The organism is Paraburkholderia unamae (genome assembly GCF_003096875.1).
GTDB classification, from domain to species: Bacteria; Pseudomonadota; Gammaproteobacteria; order Burkholderiales; family Burkholderiaceae; genus Paraburkholderia; species Paraburkholderia unamae.
Map to the genome: position 1 here is coordinate 163373 of NZ_QEOB01000010.1, position 20952 is coordinate 184324.

Below are 20952 nucleotides of genomic sequence, written 5' to 3' on the forward strand. Positions count from 1 at the left end.
GGCCTTTGCCTATCCATCAGGAATTCATGCAATGAATACACGGCTTTTCGCTCGACTCGTCGCTCCGCTGTTTGCCACGGCGCTCATTGGCTTGTCGCCTGCGCACGCGGCCGACAAGACGGTCACCATCGGTTATCAGACCGACATCGAGCCATCCAAGATCGCGCAGGCCAGCGGACGCTACGAGAAGGACAGCGGCTACCAGATCAACTGGCGCAAATTCAACACGGGCGCCGACGTGATCGCCGCGATGGCTTCGGGCGACGTGCAGGTCGGCTTCACGGGCAGCAGTCCGCTGGCCGCCGGGGTCACGCGCGGCCTGCCGATCGAAACGTTCTTCGTCGCGGCGGAAATCGGCTCCGCCGAAGCCTTCGTCGTGCGCAACGGCAGCAACATCAATACGCCGCAGGACCTGATCGGCAAGAAGATCGCCGTGCCGTTCGTCTCGACCACCCACTACAGCCTGCTCGCCGCGCTGAAGCACTGGAATATTCCTGAGGATCGCGTAACGATCCTCAACCTCGCGCCGCCCGAGATCGCGGCCGCATGGCAGCGCGGCGACATCGACGGCGCGTATGTGTGGGAGCCCGCGCTCGGCAAGATCCAGAAGACCGGCAAGATCTTCACCACCTCGGCCGAGGTGCGCAAGTGGGGCGCGCCCACGTTCCTCGCGTGGGTCGCGCGCAAGGACTTCGCCCAGGCGCATCCCGACTTTCTGGTGAGCTTCGCCAGGGTGACGGGTCAGGTGAACGAGGACTACCGCAAGAACGGCGCGAACTGGACGGCGAATTCGCCGGAAGTGGCGGCGATCGCGCGCGTGAGCGGCTCGGACCCGGCCGACGTGCCGCCGCTGCTGCACGGTACAACGTATCCGCTGCTCGCGGAGCAACCCGGCAGCACGCTGCTCGGCGGCGGCACGGCAACCGCGCTCGCGGACACGTCGAAGTTCCTCAAGAGCCAGAAGCGCCTCGACACGCTGCTGCCCGACTATCGTCCGACCGTCACTGCCGCCTATGTGCAGCAGGCGATCAAACAGTAAGCACAGGCGAAAGACATAGCGATGATCCGCGTCGAATCCGTTTGCGTCGACTTTGAAGCCGGCCCGGCGCACCACACAGTGCTCTCGAATATCGATCTCGATCTGCGCGACGGCAGTTTCACGGTCGTGCTCGGTCCTTCGGGATGCGGCAAGACCACGCTGCTCAACGTGATCGCGGGGTTCATCGCGCCCACGGCGGGCAAGGTCACGCTGGATGGCGTCGCCATTACGGGACCGGGCGCGGATCGCGGCGTCGTCTCGCAGGACGACGCGTTGCTGCCCTGGCAGAACGTCGCCCAGAACATCGCATTCGGCTTGCAGCTTCGCGGCGTGCCGCGCGACGCGCAACGCGAGAAGGTCGACTCGCTGCTCGCGCTGACCGGTCTCGCCAGCTACGCGAATTACCCGCTGTGGAAGATCTCGGGCGGCATGCGCCAGCGCGTGAGCCTCGCGCGCTCGCTGGCCGTGGACCCGCGCTACCTGCTGCTCGACGAACCGCTCGGCGCACTCGATGCGTTCACGCGCCAGCGCATGCAGGAGTATCTGTTGCAGCTTTGGACGCGTTACGACAAGGGCATGCTGATGATCACGCACGACATCACAGAAGCGCTTTTCATGGCGACCGACCTGGTGCTGATGCGAGGCGGTCCGGGCCGCATCGAGTCGGTGTGCGCGCTCGATTTCGGGCAGCGTTTCGCGGCGGGGGAAAGCGCGCGGTCAATCCGTAACGATCCGGCGTTCGGGCGCCTGCGCGACGAACTCGAAACCGCGTTCTTCGCCGACGAGGGAGAAAAGATATGAATGCAGCGGATCATCCGGCGCGCGCGCCGTCCGCTTTGGCGCAGGCCGCGGCGCCCACCGGCGCGCACCGCGTGCCGCGAGCGCCGCGCGGCGCCTTCGCAGGATCGCGCCGCATCAGCGCGGCCACCGTGGTCGTGTTGATCGCGGCATGGGCGCTCGCCGCGCGCCTGCAACTCGTGAGCCCCGTGTTCCTGCCGTCGCCCGCGGCCGTCGCGCAGAAGTTCGTGACGGTGGCCACCGACGGCTCCAGCAACGCCACCCTGCTCCAGCACACGCTCGCGAGCCTGGATCGCATGCTCGCGGCGCTGTTGCTCGCGATCGTCACGGCGATCCCCGTGGGCATTCTCACGGGCATGAACCGCGTCGCGCAGGCGATCGTCGATCCGCTGATCGAGTTCTACCGGCCTATTCCGCCGCTGGCTTATCTGCCGCTCATCGTGATCTGGTGCGGCATCGGCGAGCCGTCGAAAGTGCTGCTCATCTGGCTCGCGATCTTCGCGCCGCTCACGATCGCAACGCAACAGGGCGTGCGCCGGGTGAAGCCCGGACGCATTCGCGGCGCCAGAGCCCTGGGCGCCACGCGCTGGCAGATCGTGCGCTACGTCGTGGTGCCTTCCGCCGCGCCGGACGTGCTCACGGGCATCCGCATCGGACTGGGCGTGGGCTGGTCGGTGCTCGTCGCGGCCGAACTCATTGCGGCCACGCGCGGACTCGGCTTCATGATCCAGTCCGCCGGACAATTTCTGGAGACCGACGTGGTCATCATGGGCATCATCGTGATCGCGCTGATCGCGGCCTCGATCGAATGGGGTCTGCGGCGCGTACAAAAGGCACTCGTGCCATGGGATGGACACGCATGAGCGCATCACACGATCCGGCGAACGACATCGCCTTGCGCGCCGACGTATTCATCGCGGGCGGCGGTCCGGCGGGCACGTGGGCCGCGTTGACGGCGGCACGCAGCGGCGCGACGGTCGTGCTCGCGGACAAGGGCTATTGCGGCACGTCGGGCGCCGCGGCCGCGTCGAACAACAACGTCTGGTACGTGCCGGACCCCGAGGACCATGCGCGCCATTTCGAGGAGCGCTATCGCAGCGGCGGCGCACTGAGCGAACTGTCGTGGACCTCGCGCGTGCTCGAAACCTCCGCGCGCCAGTTGCAGCGGCTCGAAACCCTCGGCTATCCCTTTGCGCGCAAGGACGACGGCACGCCCAACCGCGCCACGTTGCGCGGTCCCGACTACATGCGTTTCATGCGTCAGCAGATCAAACGCGCCGGCGTCACGATTCTGGACCACGCGCCGCTGCTCGGGCTCGTGCGCGACGAGCGCGAAGGCCGCGTGACGGGCGCGTTCGGCGTGCGTCGCGATGGGTCGCGCTGGCACGTGAGCGCGAACGCCTGCGTGATCGCAACCGGCGGCTGCGCGTTTCTGGGCGGCGCGCTCGGCACCAACGTCTGCACGGGCGACGGCCATCTTGCGGCGGCGGAAGCAGGCGCGCTCTTTTCGGGGATGGAATTCTCCAGCCAGTACGGGCTCACGGCGGCGTTCTCGTCGGTCACGAAGGGGCTGCCGTTCGTGTGGGCGAGTTATTCGACGCGCGACGGCAGGCCGGTTCATATCGACGAGGAAGACGCCTTTATTCCCGTGGCGAGAACGCTGGTCAACGAGCCCGTGTTCGCCGTGTTCGACCGCGCGACACCCGACATCGAACGCTGGCTGCGCTCGGGCCAGGCCAATGCCTTCCTGCCGTACGACCGGATGGGCATCGACCCGTTCCGCACGCGCTTTCCTGTCGGCCTGCGGCTCGAAGGCACGGTGCGCGGCACCGGCGGCATTCGTCTCGTCGATACCGATGGACGCACCGATGTGCCCGGCCTCTATGCGGCGGGCGATGCGGCATCGCGCGAAGCGATCGTCGGGGCGCGCACGGGCGGCGGCTCGCCGAACGGGGCGTGGGCCATTGCCACGGGAAGCTGGACGGGCGAGGCGGCCAGCCGCTTCGCGAAGACGCTTGGCGAAACCCGCGCTATCGACTTCGATGCTCACTATGCGCAACTCGCGACGAGCGATCCGCACGCCGCCGCCGAGACGCTCGAACGCGAGGTGCGCCCGATCGCCGTGCAGTTGTTTCGCAGCGAACGGCGGCTTGCCGCCGCGTTGCGCACCATCGACCATGCGCTCGTTGCGCGTCCCGACGTCGACACGTCGCTTGCCGCTCGCCGCAGCGCCCGCGCCTTGCTTTACGTGGCGAAGCTGTCGTACACGAGCGCGCTGGCGCGGCGCGAGACACGAGGCCTGCACCGGCGCGAGGACTTTCCGTTATGCAGCGACGACGCCCGCCGCCTGCTGATCGGCGGCGTGCAGGAACCTGCGGTGCGCTGGCGTGCCGTTGCCGAATCCGCCGCCAACTGACCGGACGACTGTTTTGATCGAACTCCTTAGTGAATCGCGCTGCACCGCCTGCGACCGCTGCGTGGATGTCTGCCCGACCAACGTCTTCGATGCGGTGAAGGGAGGCATTCCCGTCATCGCACGCCCCGACGCCTGCCAGACCTGCTTCATGTGCGAGCTGTATTGCCCGGCTGACGCGCTGTATGTGCACCCGTTCGCGGACGCGCACGTTGCCGTGGACGAAGCGCAACTCGTGCGAGGCGGGTCGCTCGGCGGCTACGGCCGTTCGCTCGGCTGGGTGCGGGCGCGCGCCGGCGGTACGGAACGCGATGAGACACATCGGTTGTTTGAGATTGGGGTGACTTGAGGCTTTGAGGCTCGTGCTCTCGGCGGCCAGCACGGCCGCCGAGAGCATCGACACTGCAATCGCAGCGATCCGCAAAGATGGGACGTATGACCCGCTGCAAAAGAAATACTTCGATTACGACATCGATAAGTGAGTGAGGTCGTCGCTCATCATTTAGCAAACCGAACGGATTCCGCCCGGCTTTGACGGGCGGGCCGTCGGCTGCCGAGGCGCTCGACCGTCTTTGTCTGAAAGACGGCTTGGAGCGCGACGTTCAATTCAAGGCGGTTCAAAACTCACGCACGGTTGCTCTCGAAGCGTGCGTCTGCCCCGCTCCTATCCGCGCTTGCGCAACGGCTCGAGCAGTTCCCTCAGCCCGTTATGATCCAGCTCGTGCATCAGCGCGAGCAGCCGGCCGATATCGCCCTGCGGAAAGCCTTCGCGGGCAAACCAGTTGAGGTAATGCCCTGGCAGGTCGGCAATGAGCCGGCCCTTGTATTTGCCGAAGGGCATGGCCAGGGTGACGAGGCGTTCAAGGTCTGGAAGTTGCATGTCGCATATTGTTGCACGGTTTCCCACACCGGAAAGCCCGGCACCCGCGCACGGGACGGCGCTCGCCGAGCATGCGAGCGTCCCGTTCACACGCCAACACAACGATTAGCGCATCGAAGCTCAACCAAACAGCTTGTTGGCGGTTTTCGCAATGAGTTCGCCCTGATGACGTGCGCCCTCCAGTTCGATGACGCTCGGCTGCCGCTGACCTTGCCCCCCGGCGATGGTCGTCGCGCCATAGGGCGCGCCGCCGACAATCTCGTCCAGCGTCATCTGCCCCTGGTGGCTATACGGCAGCCCGACGATCGTCATGCCGAAGTGCAGCAGGTTCGTGATGACCGAGAACAGTGTCATTTCCTGCCCGCCGTGCTGGGTGGCCGTCGAGGTGAAGGCGCCGCCAACCTTGCCGTTCAGCACGCCGCGCATCCACAGGCCGCCCGCCTGATCGAGAAACGCCGCCATCTGCGACGAGATACGGCCGAAACGGGTCGGTGTGCCAATCACGATCGCGTCGTAGTCGGCGAGATCATTGACGCTCGCAACCGGCGCCTTCTGGTCGAGCTTGAAGTGGCCGCCTTTGGCCACCTCCTCCGGCACCGTTTCCGGCACCCGCTTCACATCGACCGTGGCGCCGGTCAATCGCGCCCCTTCGGCCACGGCGTCCGCCAGCGCTTCGACGTGTCCGTACGTTGAGTAATACAGCACCAGGACTTTCGACATTTCCCTCTCCTTTTACACGCAGGCGGCGAGACCGCCGTTAAAAAGCCATGGACAACATAATGTAGTCAGGAAGGCGTGGAATCCAGCAACACATAGAGTGCCGCAATTTTTCCGTCCCGAACGATAATCATATCCACGCCCGTGTACTCGGGCGCCTCGCCGCGCGGTCCCGAGCCCCATGCCAGGCGGCCTGCGTTCTGGAGCGCCTGAGCCTTGCTGTGCGGCGTGTAGGCAAAATGCGGGTGCGTCGCGCGAAGCGCTCCAGCAAACTTGTCGAGCGCGTCGTGCCCGGTGTATTCGCCCGGAGGCACATGGAGCACACAGTCTTCGGTATAAAGCGCCTCGATGGCCGCGCGACGTCGCGCGGCGTCGCCCTCGCCAAAAACCTCCTGAAGATTGCGATACAGCAGGTCGTGAATCCGTTCGTCCATGACGGGCTCCCTTTGCGATGTGTTATCGCCTGACATTTATTTCCCAATCCTGATCAATCGATCGACTCCGGCAAGCCGAACCGGCACGCTCCCGGCCTGCGTCGCCTCAGCCCGCGCTCAACGCGGCCGCATGCGGGAGCGCGCGTTCGCGTCGCGCGTCCAGACTGAACGCACCCGCGCCGAAGTACGCGATCTGAAGCAGGCCGCCCGCCATCATCACGTTCTTCAGGAAGTGAATCATCTGGTTCTGGTCGGCGAAGTTGTGGTGAAAGGAGATCGCGGTCATCACCGAGAACACCGCCAGCGCCACCGCCACGAAGCGCGCACGATAGCCCGACATCAACAGCAGGCCGCCGCCCACCTCCACCAGCACCGCGACGACGTAGGCGAGCGACGGAACCGGCAGCCCGGCCGACGCGATATACCCGACGGTCGCGGCATGCGCGGCCAGTTTGCCCAGCCCGCTCATCAGGAACGGGGCGCCGATCAGGACACGCCCGAGCAAGGGCAGAAACTTGTAACGATCCATGAAATTCTCCAGAAATGAATACAACCCGGTGGTGGAAAATGAAAAGAGAAACGCTCAACCGGCGTCCACCATCACCAGTTCAGAATCTTCGATAGCGCTGATCTCAAGCGCGTGCGTGTTCGAGATCGCGACGCCGTCCAGCGCGTCCATGCGCTCGCCGTTCACCTCGATGCGTCCCGAGGCGACCACGAGATACGCGCGATGCGATATCGGCAACGCGTGGCGCAAGCGCTCGCCCGCCTCCAGCGTCGCGCCGAGCAAACGTGCGTCCGCCTGGATCGGCAGCGCGCCTGCGTCGCCGGGAAAACCGCTCGCGAGCACGACGAAGCGCCCGGAGCGGTCGTGCGCCGGAAACGGCTTCGTGTCCCATGCCGGTTTGCCCCCGGCTTCGCGCGGGCGCAGCCAGATCTGATAGACCTTGAGCGGCTCGTCGCCCTGGTTGACCTCCGCGTGGCGGATGCCCGTGCCCGCGCTCATGACCTGCACGTCGCCCGCGCGGATCGTGCCTTCGGAGCCGAGCGTGTCCCGATGACCGAGAACGCCCTGGCGCACGTAGGTGACGATTTCCATGTCGCGATGCCCGTGCATGGGAAAACCGCGGCCGACGGCGATTTCGTCGTCGTTCCAGACGATCAGCGGGCCGAGCGCGCGATGCGCGTCATTGCCCTGCGCGCTGACCGCGAAGTGATATTTCGCGCGCAGCCAGCCGTAGTCGGCTCCGTCCAGCGATGCCCAGCGCCGGTGTTCCAGCATGGCAACCTCCTCGTTCTTGCGCCCCGTATGAGGCTTGCGATGGAGAGATGCTATACACGCAATGATTCGACGCCAATCTTCAGACTGGCAAGCTATCATTGCCATCACAGCAACGATGACTTCCGGAGGCGACGTGCCGCCCAACCAGATCACCGACCTCAACGACCTGCGGCTATTCGCGCTGGTCGTCGAGCATGGCAGCTTCACGGCCGCCGCCCGCGGCCTGGGCGTACAGACGTCGAAGCTCAGCCGGCGCATCCGTGCGCTGGAGGAGGAACTGGGCATTCGCCTGCTCAATCGCACGAGCCGCAGCCTGTCGCTGACGGAAACCGGGCGGCAGTTCCATCAGCATTGCGTCGCGATGGTCGCCGAGTCGAAGGCCGCGAAGGACTTCGTCGACCAGACGCGCACGCAGCCTCAGGGCACCGTGCGCATCAGTTGCCCGGTGGCGTTGCTGGACTCCGGCATCGCCGCGATCCTGGCGCGCTATCTCGAAGACAATCCGCAGGTTCAGGTGCTGCTCGACGCGACGAACCGGCGTGTGGACGTGATCGAGGAAGGGCTGGACTTCGCCATCCGGGTCAGGCTGCCGCCGCTGGAGAACACGGACCTGGCGGTGCGGCAACTGGGCTTGTCGGTACGGATTCTGGTCGCGAGCCCCGAACTGGCCGCGCGCCATCCCGCGCCCGTGTCGATCGAATCGCTGAAAACCTGGCCGTCGCTCTCGATGGCGAGCGCAAGCGAAAAGTACATCTGGAACCTGGTGGACGCCGGGGGACAGGCAATTGCATGGACACACCGCCCGCGCCTCGCCACGGACGATCTGGCGACGCTGCGGCGCGCGGCGATAGGCGGTGTCGGCGTCGCGATGCTCCCGCGCGAGCAGGTGGCAGCCGATCTCCAGGCGGGCCGTCTGCTGCACCTGTTGCCCGATCTGTCGGCGGCACCGGGGCTCGTGCACGCGATCTTTCCCTCGCGCCGAGGCATGGTGCCCGCCGTTCGCCATTTGCTCGATACGCTGGTGTCGGCGTTTCCCGTGATCGCAGGCGAAACATGACGCAATGCGCTCCAGGTGACAACCGCACGCTGCGACAAAACGAACCGTTTGCGTCGATCCCGAGTCTTGCCTATAATTGAGCGCGTACTCACTCTATTTTGACTCGAATCAAGATGGCACGACCGCTCAGTCCGGAAAAGCGCAACGCCCTTTTGCTCTCGGCCACGCAGGCCGTTGCCGAACAGGGCGTGCTGGCCAGCACCGCGAGCATCGCCCGCGGAGCGGGAGTGGCGGAAGGAACGCTGTTCACCTACTTCGAGAACAAGGAAGCCCTTTTCCAGGACCTGTACCTGCACCTCAAGAACGATCTGGCCGAATACGTCATGCCCGGCTACCCTCATCAGGCGGGCTTCGAGCCGCGCATGGAGCATATCTTCCAGCGTTATGTGGGCTGGGGCGTGGCTAATGCGGCCGGCCGTCTTGCGGTTTCGAAGCTCTCCGCTTCCGGGGTGTTGCAGGACGGCACGCGCACGCGAGGCATGGAGCCGTTCCTGGCGGTGTCCCGGATGATGGAGGACGCGGTACATGGCGGCATTCTGGTCGACGCGCCGATCGCGTTTCTTTATGCCGTGATCGAACGCATCGCCGACACCACGATCGAGTACATCGAGAAGGAACCAGAAGGCGCCGAGCGTCATCGGCAACTGGGATTTCGGGCGGCCTGGCGAGCCATTACCCGCTAGGGCCGCCATGCCACGTCAACCAGGGCGTTTTTTTTGGTTTTTAATTGAGTGCGTACGCGCTCATTAAGTGAAAGGAGAAGTCGTCATGCGCAGTCAAAAATGGTTCATTACCGGAGCATCGGGTGGTCTCGGGCTGGCGCTCGCCGAGAAGGTGCTGGCCGAAGGACATCGCGTGGTGGCCGCCGTGCGGCGCGTCGCCGCCTTGCAGCCGCTCAAGGATGCGTGGCCCGACGCGCTCGAAGTCGAGTCGCTTGACGTGACCCGCCCCGAGCAGGTGCAGGCCGTCGCAGCACGTCATGCCGACGCGGACGTCGTCGTCAACAACGCGGGCGGCGCCGTCATTGGCGCGATGGAGGAAATGAGCGAGGCCGATATCGAGCAGCAGATCGCGCTCAATCTGCTCGCGCCCATCCACGTCACGCGGGCCTTCCTCGGCGCGATGCGCGCGCGCGGGCACGGCACGTTCATCCATGTCACGAGCGTCGGCGGGCGCGCCGCGTTCCCGAGCGGCTCGCTGTATCACGCGGCCAAATACGGCCTGGAAGGTTTTGCGGAGTCGGTGAGCCAGGAAGTGGCCGAATTCGGCATCAAAACCCTCATCGTCGAGCCGGGTTCCATCAAAACGGGCTTCGTGGCCAATATCCGCTGGACCGATGAGCTTGGCGCCTACAAGGACGGCGTCGTCGGCAAGCTGCGCCAGCAGATCAAGGAAGTCGGCGACGAATATGCATCGGGCGACCCCGTAAAAATGGCGGCTGCCATCTACACGATCAGCCAGTTGCCGGAGCCGCCGCTGCGCACCGTGCTCGGCGCGGACGCCTATGCCGTGCTGGAAGCCGCCTATACCCGCAGCCTCGCCGCGCTTCAGGCGCAAAAGGAACTCGCCGGCTCGGTGACGTTCGAGGGTAAGGCTGGATTCAATCCCCAATGACCGACGAAGGGTGAAACGATCATGTCAAAAGTCTGGTTGATCACCGGCGCGTCCCGAGGCCTCGGCCGCGCCATTCTCGAAGCCGCACTGCTCGATGGCGGCAAGGTCCTGGCCACCGCGCGCGACACGTCGAAGCTGGCCGGTTTGCAGACGAGTCACGGCGAGCGCCTCGCGACGTTCGAGCTGGACGTGACGCACGAAGAACAGGCGAAGCGCGCCGTGTCCGAAGCGGCGCGCCGCTTCGGACGTCTGGACGTGCTCGTCAACAACGCCGGTTACGGGCACATTCAGCCGTTCGAGTCCACGCCTTCCGGCGATTTCCGCGCGCAACTCGAAACCAATCTGTTCGGCGTGGTCGACCTCACGCGCGCGGCCATTCCCGTCATGCGCGCGCAGGGCGGCGGCCACGTCTTTCAGGTTTCGTCGATTGGCGGGCGCATCAGCAGCCCGGGGCTCGCCGCCTACCAGGCGGCGAAATGGGCCGTGGGCGGATTCAGCGACGTCGTGGGCAAGGAAGTCGCACCGTTCGGCATCCGCGTGTGCACGCTGGAACCGGGCGGCATGCGCACCGAATGGGGACGCGAGGCGCGCTCGACGCTACAAGACCTGCCTGAGGACTATCGGCCGTCGATGGCGCAATTCAAGGCGCTGGTAGAGGCGTATGTGGGCCATGAAGTGGGAGACCCCGAGCGCATCGCGAAGCTGATCGTCATGCTCGCGTCGCGGGAGACCGTGCCCGCGCGGTTGATGCTCGGCTCGGACGCCTGGCAGGTATTCGAAGCCGAGGAACTCGCGCGCCGCGAAAGCCAGCAAAAGTGGAAGGCCGTGACCCTGGCCACCGATTTCGGCGCGGCGGCGCCCGAATGGCCGTCGCAGTGACATTCTGCGCCGCGCCGACCGGCAGACACCGGCACGGTCTGCCGGTGTCTGCCGGTACCTCGCGCGTACCCGCACCCACCTCCCCCTGACACAGTCATCGCGACGGCCATAGGACCTACGTCCGATTGACTGGCGAATCACACGTGGCAACCTTCGACAAAGCTGTCTCCTGGTTCATGGAAAGCAATTGCGGAGGTCACCATGTCTTCACGGCGCAGGAAGTTCGCGCTCGCGGTCATCACCCTGGTTGTGACGGTTTCGGCGGGAACCTCCTGGTCAACCGAACAGGCCCAGCAACGCCGCGCCGGGCGCGACGTGCGCCAGGAAACGCGCCAGGGCTCGCGGCACACCAAGCAGGATTGCAGGGCCGCGAACCAGACAAGCAATTCGCAATGCCGCCAGGACAAGCGGCAAACCAAGCAGAACGGCCGCGAGGCGGCAAGGCAGATCAAGTATTGAGCGTTCGCACTCACGTGCGCCGGCGTGGCCCTGATCCAGCGACAGGGCGCACGCGACATGTAGCAGACCAACTGGGGAAGCCGATGCGAGCCTGCCGATATGTGGTCCTTGGCACTTTGCCCTTCATGATCGTAGCCTGCAATACGCCGCCGATCCCGCCGGGCAAGCCGGTCGACATACCGACGGCGCTGGAGCAGGTCCTCACGGGGCTGTGCACGTTCCGCAAAGAACAGGCCGGCAAGAAGAAGGATCTGGGCGTCGCCATCGAATCGGTCACCGTGGAGCTCGATCTGACTGTCGACGGCGCCAGGAATCCGCCTGTGGCCGTCGCGCCGGATATCCAGTTCATTCCCACGGTGAGCTATGGGCAGATCATCACGGCAAACCGGGGCAGCCGGCTGACGCTCACGCTGAAGAACACCGGCAGCGGCGCCCACGGCGGCTGCGACGTCACCGCGCAGGCCAAATAGACGCCACGTTCATACGAGAGCGCATAAAAAAAACAGACCGGGAGCCGTTGCCCCGCTCGTTGCCACATCCACTCCACCATGCGCTTGCACGCATCAGGGCCGCGAAGCCACAAGGAGCATCGCCGTGGTCGATCAACCCAAAAGGATGAACGTAGTACAACTGACGTTCATCGTCACCGTCAACATGATGGGCTCGGGGATCATCATGCTCCCCGCGAACATGGCGAAGGTCGGTGCGATTTCGTTGCTGTCGTGGGTCGTCACGGCGATCGGTTCGCTTGCCATCGCTTACGGCTTTGCCGAAGCCGGATTGCTCAACCAGCGGGCGGGCGGCATGGCCGCCTACGCGGAGGAAGCTTACGGCAAGGACGGCTACTTCCAGGTTTTCCTGCTCTACTTCCTCTCCATCGCCATTGCAAACGTGGCGGTCGCGAGTTCCGCACTCGGCTATCTTGCCGCCTTCTTCCCGGTGCTCACATCCACGCCGGTCGCAACCTGCATGGGCGTAATCGGCCTGCTGTGGCTCACGACCGTTGCGAATTTCGGCGGACCGAAGCTCACGGGCCGCATCGGCGCGGTAACGGTCTGGGGCGTGATCCTGCCCGTCGGCTTCATCTCGGTTGCCGGCTGGTTCTGGTTTCACAGCGAGACGTTCGCGGCCGCGTGGAATCCGAAGGGTCTGCGCCTGACGGAGGGCATGGGTTCGAGCATCGCGCTGACGCTCTGGGCGTTCCTCGGCATGGAGTCCGCCGTCCAGAATTCGTCGGCGGTCGAAAATCCGAAGCGTGATGTCCCGCTCGCGTGCATGTTCGGCACCCTCGGCGCAGCGATCATCTATATCCTTTCCACGGCCGTGATCCAGGGCATCGTGCCCAATGCCGATCTCGCCAGTTCGACCGGCCCGTTCGGCCTCGCCTTCGCGCATATGTTCAATCCCACGGTCGGCTCCATCGTCATGGCGCTGGCGGCCATGGCGTGCGTCGGCTCCCTGCTCGGCTGGCAGTTCACGCTCGCGCAGACCGCCAAGGACGCCGCGGACAGCCGCATGTTCCCCGCCGTGTTCGGCAAGGCGAACCGCTCGGGCGCGCCCATTGCGGGCATGATCGTCATGGCGATACTCCAGTCGCTGATGGCGCTCTCCACCATGTCGCCGAACCTGAGCGAACAGTTCGCGGCGCTCGTGAACCTGGCCGTCGTGACCAATGTGATTCCCTACATTATTTCGCTCTCGGCGCTCTTCGTGATGATGCGCAACGCGGGCACGCCCGCGGCGAAGTACCGGCTCAACGCGGCGGTGACGGTCGTGGCGCTCGCCTATTCCGTCTATGCGATCTACGCGTCGGGCAAGGACGCGGTGCTGGGCGCGATGCTGGTCATGGTGATCGGCTACGCGGTCTATGGCTTCGCGGCGACGCGCCACGACCCGGCGGCCTCTTCCGGGCGCGCGGCCACCGACTCCGCGGCCGCGGCGATGGTCATCGGCATGCTTGCGCCTGCGGCCCTGTTCCTGGCCCTGCTGCTGGCCTTCATGCCGACGCCGGTGCGCGCGCAGGAACCGGCGGGCGGCAGCGCGCTCGCGCGCATCAGGCAGTCGGGCAACCTCACGCTGGGCTACCTCGGCGACGCGCGCCCGTTCGCCTACAAGGACGACAGCGGGCAAGTCACGGGCTACACGGTGGCGCTGTGCCGCAAGATCGCTGACGAAATCGGCAACGTGCCGGGCCTCGCCGCGCTCAAGATCCAGTGGATTGCGCTTTCGCCTGGCGACGGCGTGCGCGTGCCGGAGGGGCGCCACATCGATCTGCTTTGCGGCGCGCCCGACACGCTCACGGGCAGGCAGACCCTGTCCTTCTCGATTCCCGTGTACCCGGGCGGCATCGGGGCGGTGCTGCGCACCGACGCGCCCGCCGGGCTGCGCGAGATTCTCTCGGGCGCGGGCCCCTCGCACCCGATCTGGCGCGCCGCGCCCGCTCAACTGCTGTCCAGGCAGACCGTTGCGGTTATCGCGGGCTCCCCGGCGCAGCGCTGGCTCGCGGCCAGGCTCAGCGACTTCTCGATTCCGGCGACGGTCGTTGCCGTCCCCACCGTGCAGGCCGGCGTGCAGAAAGTCATCGATCGCCAGGCGAATGTCTTCTTCGCCGATCGCGCCTTGCTGCTGGCCGTGACGCACGACAGTGCGGCGGCGAACGACCTGGTCGTCCTCGACCGGCGCTTCACGACGACCTCCGTCGCCATCGGCATGGCGCGCGGCGACGACGATCTGCGCCTGCTGGTGGACCGCACGCTGAGCCGTCTGTTCAGGTCTACTGAGTTCGACGGCCTCTACGGAAAATGGTTTGCGAAACTCGACACCGATACGCGCACGTTCTTCCAGTGGGCGGCGCTGCCCGAATAACCGGATCACAGGTTCAGGGGCTTGCGGATCGGCATGCGGCTGAACCGGTCGCCCTCAGGACCGTGCGCTCTTGAGTTCGCTGATACGCAGACGATAACTGCGCAGCAAACAAGGTTTATCGCTGCACACATTGCGTGAATTGCGAAGCCACGCGCGTTGATCCGCTCGCAACCGCGACTTGTTTGCCGATGCGCTCAGCTTCTGACGATATATTTCGGAAAGCTCACTATCGGCGCGAAGAAGCTCCGCATCCCCGCAAACAAGCTGCGCCTGGACCGACAGGAGCTTGCTGCAATCAAGACTATGCATCAGCGCGGTGCGGGTTTCCGGGCGCGCCGAGAGCCGACCGGGCTTGCAAAGCCCCTGAAGCGACTGGCAGGCGACATCGCGGCCGACCCACGCCATGTCCTGCGCGCCGTACTGCTTGACGAAGCGATTGATGCCCGCGTGGCTGACGCCCCTTTGCATGGCGTTTGCCGCGATGATCTCGTTGCAAAGCGAGTCCGCGGCGTAAGCGGAGCCTGCGCGTCGATAGCAACTGTGAAAGCCGAGCAGCCCGCTGCCAAGCACGCTTCGGCGCTCGCCCGAGGCGAACAGGATGGAGGCGCAGGCGGACGCGCATCGGGCGTCGTCGGGAACCAGCGTGTGCACGCGCACTTTGTCCATGGCATCGACGACCCGGAAAGCCGCCTCGACATTGCCGCCCGGACTGCTCAACACGAGGACGATCAACCCGTCGTCGTCACGATCGGCCTTTCCGGCAAGCGCCAGAAACTTATCCGCGTCGCCGTCCTCGATTCTCCCCTCCCCGATCACCATCTTCAGTTTGAGTTGCGGCTGGTAGTACAGACTGAAGTCCATCGCGCGCGCAAAACCGGGGAGCATGAGCACGGCGGCCCCCATCCAGAGAACGAGAAGCCGCCGCCATGCCGCGTCGCCCGCTTTTGGATGCCCCGCACAGCGCATGCGCGTCTCCCGAAGTTTGTTCACCTCGCCGGGCCTGGACCGTCCATCCAGCCTTCCCGCAATTGTCCGGCAAAGTGAACCGGCGCTTCAAGACGTTCGGGCAAGCTTGATGCGCAGTTGGCCGACGGACAGCCACAACGCGGAAATGAGAAAGTAGGCGGCGCCCACCGCTGCATAGCCGGCCACTCTGCCGATTGCGGCGGACAAGGGCACACCGCCCTGCACGATGAAAAACGCCCCCGCCAGCGCCGATTGCGCGCCGCTCAAGATCATCGCCCATTGCGCGCCGAAGCGCTTCCAGCGGCGCACGGCGGTGCCAAGCTGGAGCAGCCCGGAGAGTATGGCCCAAACGCCGAACACGCCCAGCACCCAGTGCGCGCCCAATTTCAACGCCGCGATCACGGCGATCATCGTCATGACGCTGATGCCGACGTTGAGCGCCTGTGTGCGATTGGTCGTCGCGCCGCCGCTACGCAGCATGTCGATGTAGTTGGCCAGCGCGTCCCACGCCGGATAGACGATCAGCAGTACGACGAGGCTGACCGGCGAATGCTGCGCCAGCGAGAAAGCGAGCGCGACCCAAACCGCGGAAAACGCGGCCCGGGAAAAATAGTAGCGTTTGAGCCAGCTTTCTTCCTGCGCGAGATCGGTATCTTCGTGACGATCAACCATGTCGACTCCTTAGCAATGAATGGCAACCGTTCGAGTTGCCAGGTTGGCGCGCGTCCGGGGAAACGGCTACCCCGATATGACGCATTGCTCTGGACGCAAGGATCGCACTCGCCGCGCCGCGGCGGCATCGGTCGAATGACCGACCCAGGCGGGGGCTTGCCCGAACGTTGCGCGGCCGGAAGACGATGTGACGTATAGTGGCCGAACGCTTGACGAGCGTTTTTCCTCCCACCTCGATGACCGACGACACAGCCGACGTTTCCCCGCTGCGCGTGTTCGATGCCGTGAAAGCCCTCGCCTTCATCGGCGATCTGAGCATGGGGCAGCCCACCGACCATTCGCCGCGCACCGCATGGCTCGCGGCGCGCCTCGCCCAGGCCGCCCGGCTCGACGCGCCCACGCTCGACGCCGTGCGGGAAACGGCGCTGCTGCGCTGGTCGGGATGCACGGCAAACGCGGCCGGCTTTGCCGATGTGTTCGGCGACGACATCCAGATTCGCGTCGCGATGCTCGAAGGCGGCTCGGATTGGGCCGCGCCGCTCCAGTCGCTGGGTGGCGCGGCCGCGGTGCTCTCGCCGCTCGCGCAGATTCACTGCGAAGTGGCGGGCGAGGTGGCGCGCATGCTGGGCCTGCCGCGCGCGACGGAAACGGTCTTGCGTCACATCTTCGAAACGTGGGACGGCGGCGGTCTGCCCGCGCACCTTGCGCGCGAAGCGGTGCCGGCGCCGGTGTTCGTCGTCGCGCTTGCCGGCGATCTGGAGATTTTCAGCCGCACGTATGGCGTCGAACAGGCCCTGGGCCTGCTCGCGCAACGGGCCGACGCGCGCTATCCCAGGCAACTCGTCGAGATCGCGGCGCGCCATGCGCTCCGCTGGCTTCAGGAACTCGAACATGCGTCGCCCACCGATCTCGACGCCGCGCTGACGACGCCGCACATGGAGCAGGCCACGTCGGCCGAGTTGATCGCGGACGTCATCGACCTCAAACTGCCCTGGATGACCGGCTTTTCGCGCGCGGTCGCGGCGACGGCGGCCCGCTGTTGCGAACGTCTCACGACGGACAAGGCGGCGCACGCGCGCGTCTATCGCGCCGGGTTGATTCACGGGATCGGGCGGGCGGCGGTGCCCAACGGCATCTGGAACCTCAACACGCGATTGCCCGAAAGCGCCTGGGAGAAGGTGCGGCTTGCGCCGTACTGGACCTCGCGCGCGGGCAAGCAGGCGGGCGCGCTCCATGATGCGGCCGAGCTTGCGTCGTATGCGTATGAACGGCTGGACGGCTCGGGCTATTTTCGTGGCGTAAGCGCAGCGGCGCTGACGCCGGAGGCGCGCGTGCTGGCCGCTTCCGTGGCATGGGTTGCGTTGCGCTCGGCGCGGCCGTGGCGCGCCGCGCTCGGCGCCGAAGCCGCGGCGCAAGCGCTGCGCGCCGAAGTTCAAGCCGGCCGCCTGTGCGGCGAAGCGGTCGACGCGCTGCTGGCCGAAGGCGCGCCCGCCGTCAAACGCCCGGTGAGCGCGGCGGAGCCGCGCGCGCGTCTGTCGGCGCGCGAGATCGACGTGTTGCGCGCCATCTCGCGTGGCGCGAGCAACAAGGAAGCCGCACGGGAATTAACGCTCAGTCCGAGCACGGTGCGCACGCACGTGGAGAGCGTGTTCCGCAAGCTCGAATGCTCCACGCGCGCGGCGGCGACGCTCAAGGCATCGGCAATGGGCCTGCTTTGATGACCGTGGCCTGTGTCCCCGCAGGTCGAATCAGGAACCCGTGACAGCCGGCGGCGGCGCCCGCAGCGCTTGCGTCATCAGGGCCAGCGCCGCCCGCTCGCCGTCCGGATCGGCCGGAATGCGTCCGTCGAGCGCGAGAGTCGCCAGTCCGTGAACCAGCCCCCAGCAGGCTAGCGCCCCGGCCTCGGCCTGATGCGGCGCGAGTTCCGCCACCCGCCGCACCATCAGCGCGTACGCGCCCTTGCAATCGTCGTGCGGCAGGTCGAGCCCCGCCCCGCCCGCGAACATCAGCCGGAACAGCGCGGGATGCGCGCGGGCGAAGCCCACATAGGCCAGCCCCTGCGCAGTGAGCGCTTCGCCAGGATCGGACGCTTCATTGGCGCGCGCCGCGCCCGCCTCCAGCATGGCAAAGCCCTTTAGCGCGACAGCGCCCATCAGCGCGGCCTTGTCCTCGAAATGCCGGTACGGCGCCATTGCCGACACCCCCGCCGCCCGCGCCACCGCACGCAGGCTCACATCGCTTTCCCCCGCTTCGAGCAAGGCCAGCGCGCAGTCGACCAGCCGGTCATGAAGGGACACTACGGATTCGCTCATCGTTGTTTACACCGTAATCATTCGAGACTATGCTTACAGCGTAAACAGCAAGGAGCCGCCATGCAAGCCTCTGTTTCCCGCAGGTCAGTCGACCTCAGCGCCTATCCGGATCTCGTGGTCGTCATTCTGGGGTTCCGGGTGCGCCGGCTGCGCGGCATCGCCGCCGTGCTCGGCATCGGCAAGGGGCTGCGGCAGATCGAGTCGAACCCGCCGCCCGGCTTGCTGTCGAGCGAGCAGTTCCTGTTTGCCCTCAACCATGTGGGCATTCGCCAGTATTGGCGCGATCTCCCGAGTCTGGAAGCGTTCACGCGCAGCGAACCCCACTCGCGCTGGTGGCGCGAATTCCTGCGCGACAGCGGCGGCGCGGGCTTCTGGCATGAAAGCTATAGCCGTCAGGGCATGGAAGCGGTCTATATCGACATGCCGGGCCCCGTGGGGTTCGACCGCTTCGCGCCGGAGCGGCGGCCGGTGGGCCCTTTCATGAGCGCGCGTCAGCGCATGGCGGCGGATTAGGCCGTTTGCCCCGGCGCTTTGCGTCAATGCGTGGCCGACGGCAGCTTGCCCACGTTGATCGTTCTCACCCGCCATTCTCCGCCGCCACACCGGAACTGCTGCATCCACTTTGGCTCGATGTCGCTCGCCTGCACCACAACGGCCGCAACGACGACGCGGCGCGCGTACGTGCCCAGACAGCGGACCACGATCGAGCGGGCGTCGCCCGCTTCATCCGCGCTTCGCAGGGCGGTGATCTCCACCCAGGGCTCGTCCTGCGGATTGCCGGCGTATGACTTCGGCGTGCCGTGCACGGTCAGATCGTCGAACCAGCGCACGGTCCACGTGTTGTCCGCGGCCTTTTTTTCGAGCTGCACGCCGCGCGACCACCACGATGCCTCGTTCGACGATGCGGCATCCGATGCAACGGCTTGCGCAGCGCGCGCGGAGCCGCCGACTAGCGCCGCCGCGAGCATGCAGACGGCAACAAACGAAATCTTCATCTTCTTCCTGATCATGTCCATCCACGGCCGCGCTTTCGGTCCGGTCAGCGAAGCCGTCACGCACGAAGCGATCGGATGCTGCGCCAGTTGTGAATCGCGCGAGGCAATCAACGCGACAGCGTTGGATTATGTGGGAACGAATCAGGAATTGCCGGCAAATTGCCAGGCGAACTGCGAGGCGAGCTTGCGAAGCAGCGCCGCGTGCAGTCGCCGGTGTTGAGCGTGGCTCGCCGCAAGCACGCACGACAGCCAGGCGATGATGGCCGTGAGGTGGCGCTCGTTCAGTTTGTCCGAACTTGCGCCCCAGACGATCATCATCGGTCACCCGGCTGCGCGCCATCAACGGCACACGGTCCGTGGCGCCGGACCATCGGTATTGCCGGCGAATTGACGGATTTCATCGGCCAGCCTGGGCGTTGGCGGGTCGTACGTGTAGCAGTAAGGCGGAGCCGGCACGTTTTCCGGCAAATAGCTTTGCAGAACAGGCTTGGCGTCGAGCAGATAAAGATTGTCTTTCACCGAAAGATACGCACGGTAGTCGCGCCCATCCGCGTAAAGCTGAGCGGTCCGCTCGAAGTTCTTCTGGTCGGATCCGCCGTTCGGCAATGCGGTTCGCGCAGGCGCGTCGGCAATGTTCTTGCAGTAATTGGCTTTCACGCCCTCCACCGTGGGGAAGAAGGTCGGCTCCACACAATCACGCTCCGACTTGTTGCTGAATATGTTTCCCTCGACCAGCGCACGCGCCTGAAGACTGAAACTCATCCCGTAAAAATCCCAGTTCTCAAGCAGGTTGTTGAAGAGATGAAACGTGCCGAACTGCGCCCGTGGATTGCGCTGCACGGTATTGAAAAAATAGCAGTGATGCACCGTCACGCGCGCCGACTTGTCGCGATCGTAATTTGCGAACAGGTCCTTCGAAGTGATGTTGTTCAGCAGCATCACCTTGTCGTCGTCGTGGAACTTGACCCACGACACCGTCACGTCCGTCGAGCCGTTCTTCACGTTGAGCAGGCGATCCGCGAAACGCGAAAGATCGAGGTGATCGATCCACACATTGCTCGAACGGTTGGCCACGTTGATCGCCTGCGAAAACGTCCGCAGCCGCCCGTCGATGCTCAGATGCGTGACAATCACGTTGTTGCTGCCGTAAATCCCCAGTCCATAGTCGAGCAACGTCACGCGATGCCCACGGCCATCGATCGTGACGTTGTCGGGCACACGCAGTTGCGAGAGCAACGTTATCGTCATGTCCGAGGAGAAGCGGATCCAGCGCGGCCCGCTCGCATGGGCGAGCGCCTCGCGCAGTGTCCCCGGCCCCGCGTCCGCCGACGACGTCACGCTCACCACCTCGCCACCCTCGCCGCCCGTTGCCGCGCGCCCGTAGCCCTCGCGCTGCGCGAGCAGGCCGGCGACGAACGGACACGCCGCGCTTGCGCGCTCGCACATTTCACCGGCGTGCGCGAACACGGGACGCGACACCGCAACCCCTGCGAGACACACAAGCAGCCAGAACCGCATGACATTACGTACGTTGATCGCCATGAACATCGCCTTTATATTGAGTCAAGCT

The 20952-nt window shown here is 65.6% G+C and carries 25 protein-coding genes; 14 read left to right on the plus strand and 11 right to left on the minus strand.

Annotation, left to right across the window (positions count from 1 at the left end):
* Nucleotides 1–31 precede the first annotated feature (31 nt).
* Genes tauA through C7402_RS21655 form a run of 5 tightly spaced genes read left to right on the plus strand, consistent with a single transcriptional unit; the run spans nt 32 to nt 4599 of the window.
* Nucleotides 32–1039: a taurine ABC transporter substrate-binding protein gene (tauA, locus tag C7402_RS21635; protein WP_116612035.1), complete on the plus strand. Its 1008-nt coding sequence runs from the start codon at nt 32–34 to the stop codon at nt 1037–1039.
* Between the two features lie 15 nt (nt 1040–1054).
* Nucleotides 1055–1840 carry a taurine ABC transporter ATP-binding protein gene (locus C7402_RS21640; RefSeq protein WP_425273794.1) on the plus strand — a complete coding sequence of 262 codons (786 nt, stop codon included), beginning with the start codon at nt 1055–1057 and terminating at the stop codon, nt 1838–1840.
* The gene (locus C7402_RS21645; RefSeq protein WP_116612037.1) at nt 1837–2700 is read left to right on the plus strand and encodes an ABC transporter permease subunit; all 864 of its coding nucleotides are present in this window, start codon (nt 1837–1839) and stop codon (nt 2698–2700) included. Before C7402_RS21640 ends, C7402_RS21645 begins: the two co-directional genes overlap by 4 nt.
* On the plus strand, nt 2697–4253 hold the full coding sequence (locus C7402_RS21650; protein ID WP_112171686.1) for an FAD-dependent oxidoreductase: 1557 nt from the start codon (nt 2697–2699) through the stop codon (nt 4251–4253). The genes C7402_RS21645 and C7402_RS21650 overlap by 4 nt, the downstream gene beginning before the upstream one ends.
* 13 nt (nt 4254–4266) lie before the next feature.
* A complete protein-coding gene (locus tag C7402_RS21655) occupies nt 4267–4599 on the plus strand; it encodes a 4Fe-4S binding protein (RefSeq protein WP_116612038.1) in 333 nt (110 codons plus the stop codon).
* 315 nt (nt 4600–4914) lie between these two features.
* Here C7402_RS21655 and C7402_RS21660 read toward each other — a convergent pair whose 3' ends face one another.
* The 5 genes from C7402_RS21660 to C7402_RS21680 form a co-directional block, all read right to left on the minus strand.
* Entirely contained in the window at nt 4915–5130 is a 216-nt protein-coding gene (locus C7402_RS21660) for a DUF3820 family protein (protein ID WP_112171684.1), read from the minus strand.
* 120 nt (nt 5131–5250) lie between these two features.
* The gene (wrbA, locus tag C7402_RS21665) at nt 5251–5850 is read right to left on the minus strand and encodes an NAD(P)H:quinone oxidoreductase (protein ID WP_116612039.1); all 600 of its coding nucleotides are present in this window, start codon (nt 5848–5850) and stop codon (nt 5251–5253) included.
* Between the two features lie 65 nt (nt 5851–5915).
* Complete coding sequence (locus tag C7402_RS21670) at nt 5916–6281, minus strand: nuclear transport factor 2 family protein (RefSeq protein ID WP_116612040.1); 366 nt, start codon at nt 6279–6281, stop codon at nt 5916–5918.
* A gap of 106 nt (nt 6282–6387) precedes the next feature.
* Nucleotides 6388–6810 (minus strand): DoxX family protein, encoded by a 423-nt coding sequence (locus tag C7402_RS21675; protein ID WP_112171681.1) that lies wholly within the window; start codon nt 6808–6810, stop codon nt 6388–6390.
* A 54-nt stretch (nt 6811–6864) separates the two neighbouring features.
* Nucleotides 6865–7563 carry a pirin family protein gene (locus C7402_RS21680; protein WP_116612041.1) on the minus strand — a complete coding sequence of 233 codons (699 nt, stop codon included), beginning with the start codon at nt 7561–7563 and terminating at the stop codon, nt 6865–6867.
* 115 nt (nt 7564–7678) lie between these two features.
* Here C7402_RS21680 and C7402_RS21685 point away from each other — a divergent pair, with 115 nt between their 5' ends.
* From C7402_RS21685 to potE, 7 genes are all read left to right on the plus strand, one after another.
* On the plus strand, nt 7679–8620 hold the full coding sequence (locus C7402_RS21685; protein WP_116612042.1) for a LysR family transcriptional regulator: 942 nt from the start codon (nt 7679–7681) through the stop codon (nt 8618–8620).
* Nucleotides 8621–8733: 113 nt separating this feature from the next.
* Nucleotides 8734–9303, plus strand: coding sequence for a TetR/AcrR family transcriptional regulator (locus tag C7402_RS21690; RefSeq protein ID WP_116612043.1), 570 nt, complete (start codon nt 8734–8736; stop codon nt 9301–9303).
* A gap of 85 nt (nt 9304–9388) precedes the next feature.
* Complete coding sequence (locus C7402_RS21695; RefSeq protein WP_116612044.1) at nt 9389–10234, plus strand: SDR family NAD(P)-dependent oxidoreductase; 846 nt, start codon at nt 9389–9391, stop codon at nt 10232–10234.
* Between the two features lie 21 nt (nt 10235–10255).
* Nucleotides 10256–11113, plus strand: coding sequence for an SDR family NAD(P)-dependent oxidoreductase (locus tag C7402_RS21700; RefSeq protein ID WP_116612045.1), 858 nt, complete (start codon nt 10256–10258; stop codon nt 11111–11113).
* A 201-nt stretch (nt 11114–11314) separates the two neighbouring features.
* On the plus strand, nt 11315–11572 hold the full coding sequence (locus C7402_RS21705) for a hypothetical protein (RefSeq protein WP_112171675.1): 258 nt from the start codon (nt 11315–11317) through the stop codon (nt 11570–11572).
* Nucleotides 11573–11697: 125 nt separating this feature from the next.
* Nucleotides 11698–12042, plus strand: a complete 345-nt coding sequence (locus C7402_RS21710) for a hypothetical protein (protein ID WP_116612046.1) — start codon at nt 11698–11700, stop codon at nt 12040–12042.
* 145 nt (nt 12043–12187) lie between these two features.
* Nucleotides 12188–14437, plus strand: coding sequence for a putrescine-ornithine antiporter (gene potE / locus C7402_RS21715; RefSeq protein ID WP_116612047.1), 2250 nt, complete (start codon nt 12188–12190; stop codon nt 14435–14437).
* Between the two features lie 54 nt (nt 14438–14491).
* On the opposite strand, the gene C7402_RS21720 is transcribed toward potE, so the two are convergent.
* Together C7402_RS21720 and C7402_RS21725 are read right to left on the minus strand one after the other, a co-directional pair.
* Nucleotides 14492–15427, minus strand: coding sequence for a lysozyme inhibitor LprI family protein (locus C7402_RS21720; RefSeq protein WP_224043094.1), 936 nt, complete (start codon nt 15425–15427; stop codon nt 14492–14494).
* A gap of 63 nt (nt 15428–15490) precedes the next feature.
* Nucleotides 15491–16075: a DUF308 domain-containing protein gene (locus C7402_RS21725; protein ID WP_116612049.1), complete on the minus strand. Its 585-nt coding sequence runs from the start codon at nt 16073–16075 to the stop codon at nt 15491–15493.
* Between the two features lie 236 nt (nt 16076–16311).
* Between C7402_RS21725 and C7402_RS21730 the strand changes: the two genes are divergently transcribed.
* The gene (locus C7402_RS21730; protein ID WP_116612050.1) at nt 16312–17793 is read left to right on the plus strand and encodes an HD domain-containing phosphohydrolase; all 1482 of its coding nucleotides are present in this window, start codon (nt 16312–16314) and stop codon (nt 17791–17793) included.
* A 30-nt stretch (nt 17794–17823) separates the two neighbouring features.
* On the opposite strand, the gene C7402_RS21735 is transcribed toward C7402_RS21730, so the two are convergent.
* Nucleotides 17824–18387 (minus strand): TetR/AcrR family transcriptional regulator, encoded by a 564-nt coding sequence (locus C7402_RS21735; protein ID WP_116612051.1) that lies wholly within the window; start codon nt 18385–18387, stop codon nt 17824–17826.
* A 60-nt stretch (nt 18388–18447) separates the two neighbouring features.
* Between C7402_RS21735 and C7402_RS21740 the strand changes: the two genes are divergently transcribed.
* Complete coding sequence (locus tag C7402_RS21740; RefSeq protein ID WP_112171668.1) at nt 18448–18900, plus strand: monooxygenase family protein; 453 nt, start codon at nt 18448–18450, stop codon at nt 18898–18900.
* Between the two features lie 23 nt (nt 18901–18923).
* Here C7402_RS21740 and C7402_RS21745 read toward each other — a convergent pair whose 3' ends face one another.
* The 3 genes from C7402_RS21745 to C7402_RS21750 form a co-directional block, all read right to left on the minus strand.
* Nucleotides 18924–19382: a hypothetical protein gene (locus tag C7402_RS21745; protein WP_133254521.1), complete on the minus strand. Its 459-nt coding sequence runs from the start codon at nt 19380–19382 to the stop codon at nt 18924–18926.
* 141 nt (nt 19383–19523) lie between these two features.
* The gene (locus tag C7402_RS47020; RefSeq protein ID WP_165841948.1) at nt 19524–19700 is read right to left on the minus strand and encodes a hypothetical protein; all 177 of its coding nucleotides are present in this window, start codon (nt 19698–19700) and stop codon (nt 19524–19526) included.
* Between the two features lie 21 nt (nt 19701–19721).
* Nucleotides 19722–20900: a pectate lyase family protein gene (locus C7402_RS21750; protein WP_116612183.1), complete on the minus strand. Its 1179-nt coding sequence runs from the start codon at nt 20898–20900 to the stop codon at nt 19722–19724.
* Between the last annotated feature and the right edge of the window lie 52 nt (nt 20901–20952).

Coding starts and splice junctions, on each gene's coding strand:
- tauA (WP_116612035.1), top strand. CDS start 32: ATGAATACACGGCTTTTCGCTCGACTCGTCGCTCCGCTGTTTGCCACG.
- C7402_RS21645 (WP_116612037.1), top strand. CDS start 1,837: ATGAATGCAGCGGATCATCCGGCGCGCGCGCCGTCCGCTTTGGCGCAG.
- C7402_RS21650 (WP_112171686.1), top strand. CDS start 2,697: ATGAGCGCATCACACGATCCGGCGAACGACATCGCCTTGCGCGCCGAC.
- C7402_RS21660 (WP_112171684.1), bottom strand. CDS start 5,130: ATGCAACTTCCAGACCTTGAACGCCTCGTCACCCTGGCCATGCCCTTC.
- wrbA (WP_116612039.1), bottom strand. CDS start 5,850: ATGTCGAAAGTCCTGGTGCTGTATTACTCAACGTACGGACACGTCGAA.
- C7402_RS21670 (WP_116612040.1), bottom strand. CDS start 6,281: ATGGACGAACGGATTCACGACCTGCTGTATCGCAATCTTCAGGAGGTT.
- C7402_RS21675 (WP_112171681.1), bottom strand. CDS start 6,810: ATGGATCGTTACAAGTTTCTGCCCTTGCTCGGGCGTGTCCTGATCGGC.
- C7402_RS21680 (WP_116612041.1), bottom strand. CDS start 7,563: ATGCTGGAACACCGGCGCTGGGCATCGCTGGACGGAGCCGACTACGGC.
- C7402_RS21685 (WP_116612042.1), top strand. CDS start 7,679: ATGACTTCCGGAGGCGACGTGCCGCCCAACCAGATCACCGACCTCAAC.
- C7402_RS21690 (WP_116612043.1), top strand. CDS start 8,734: ATGGCACGACCGCTCAGTCCGGAAAAGCGCAACGCCCTTTTGCTCTCG.
- C7402_RS21695 (WP_116612044.1), top strand. CDS start 9,389: ATGCGCAGTCAAAAATGGTTCATTACCGGAGCATCGGGTGGTCTCGGG.
- C7402_RS21700 (WP_116612045.1), top strand. CDS start 10,256: ATGTCAAAAGTCTGGTTGATCACCGGCGCGTCCCGAGGCCTCGGCCGC.
- C7402_RS21705 (WP_112171675.1), top strand. CDS start 11,315: ATGTCTTCACGGCGCAGGAAGTTCGCGCTCGCGGTCATCACCCTGGTT.
- C7402_RS21710 (WP_116612046.1), top strand. CDS start 11,698: ATGATCGTAGCCTGCAATACGCCGCCGATCCCGCCGGGCAAGCCGGTC.
- potE (WP_116612047.1), top strand. CDS start 12,188: ATGAACGTAGTACAACTGACGTTCATCGTCACCGTCAACATGATGGGC.
- C7402_RS21725 (WP_116612049.1), bottom strand. CDS start 16,075: ATGGTTGATCGTCACGAAGATACCGATCTCGCGCAGGAAGAAAGCTGG.
- C7402_RS21730 (WP_116612050.1), top strand. CDS start 16,312: ATGACCGACGACACAGCCGACGTTTCCCCGCTGCGCGTGTTCGATGCC.
- C7402_RS21735 (WP_116612051.1), bottom strand. CDS start 18,387: ATGAGCGAATCCGTAGTGTCCCTTCATGACCGGCTGGTCGACTGCGCG.
- C7402_RS21740 (WP_112171668.1), top strand. CDS start 18,448: ATGCAAGCCTCTGTTTCCCGCAGGTCAGTCGACCTCAGCGCCTATCCG.
- C7402_RS21745 (WP_133254521.1), bottom strand. CDS start 19,382: ATGAAGATTTCGTTTGTTGCCGTCTGCATGCTCGCGGCGGCGCTAGTC.
- C7402_RS47020 (WP_165841948.1), bottom strand. CDS start 19,700: ATGATGATCGTCTGGGGCGCAAGTTCGGACAAACTGAACGAGCGCCAC.
- C7402_RS21750 (WP_116612183.1), bottom strand. CDS start 20,900: ATGCGGTTCTGGCTGCTTGTGTGTCTCGCAGGGGTTGCGGTGTCGCGT.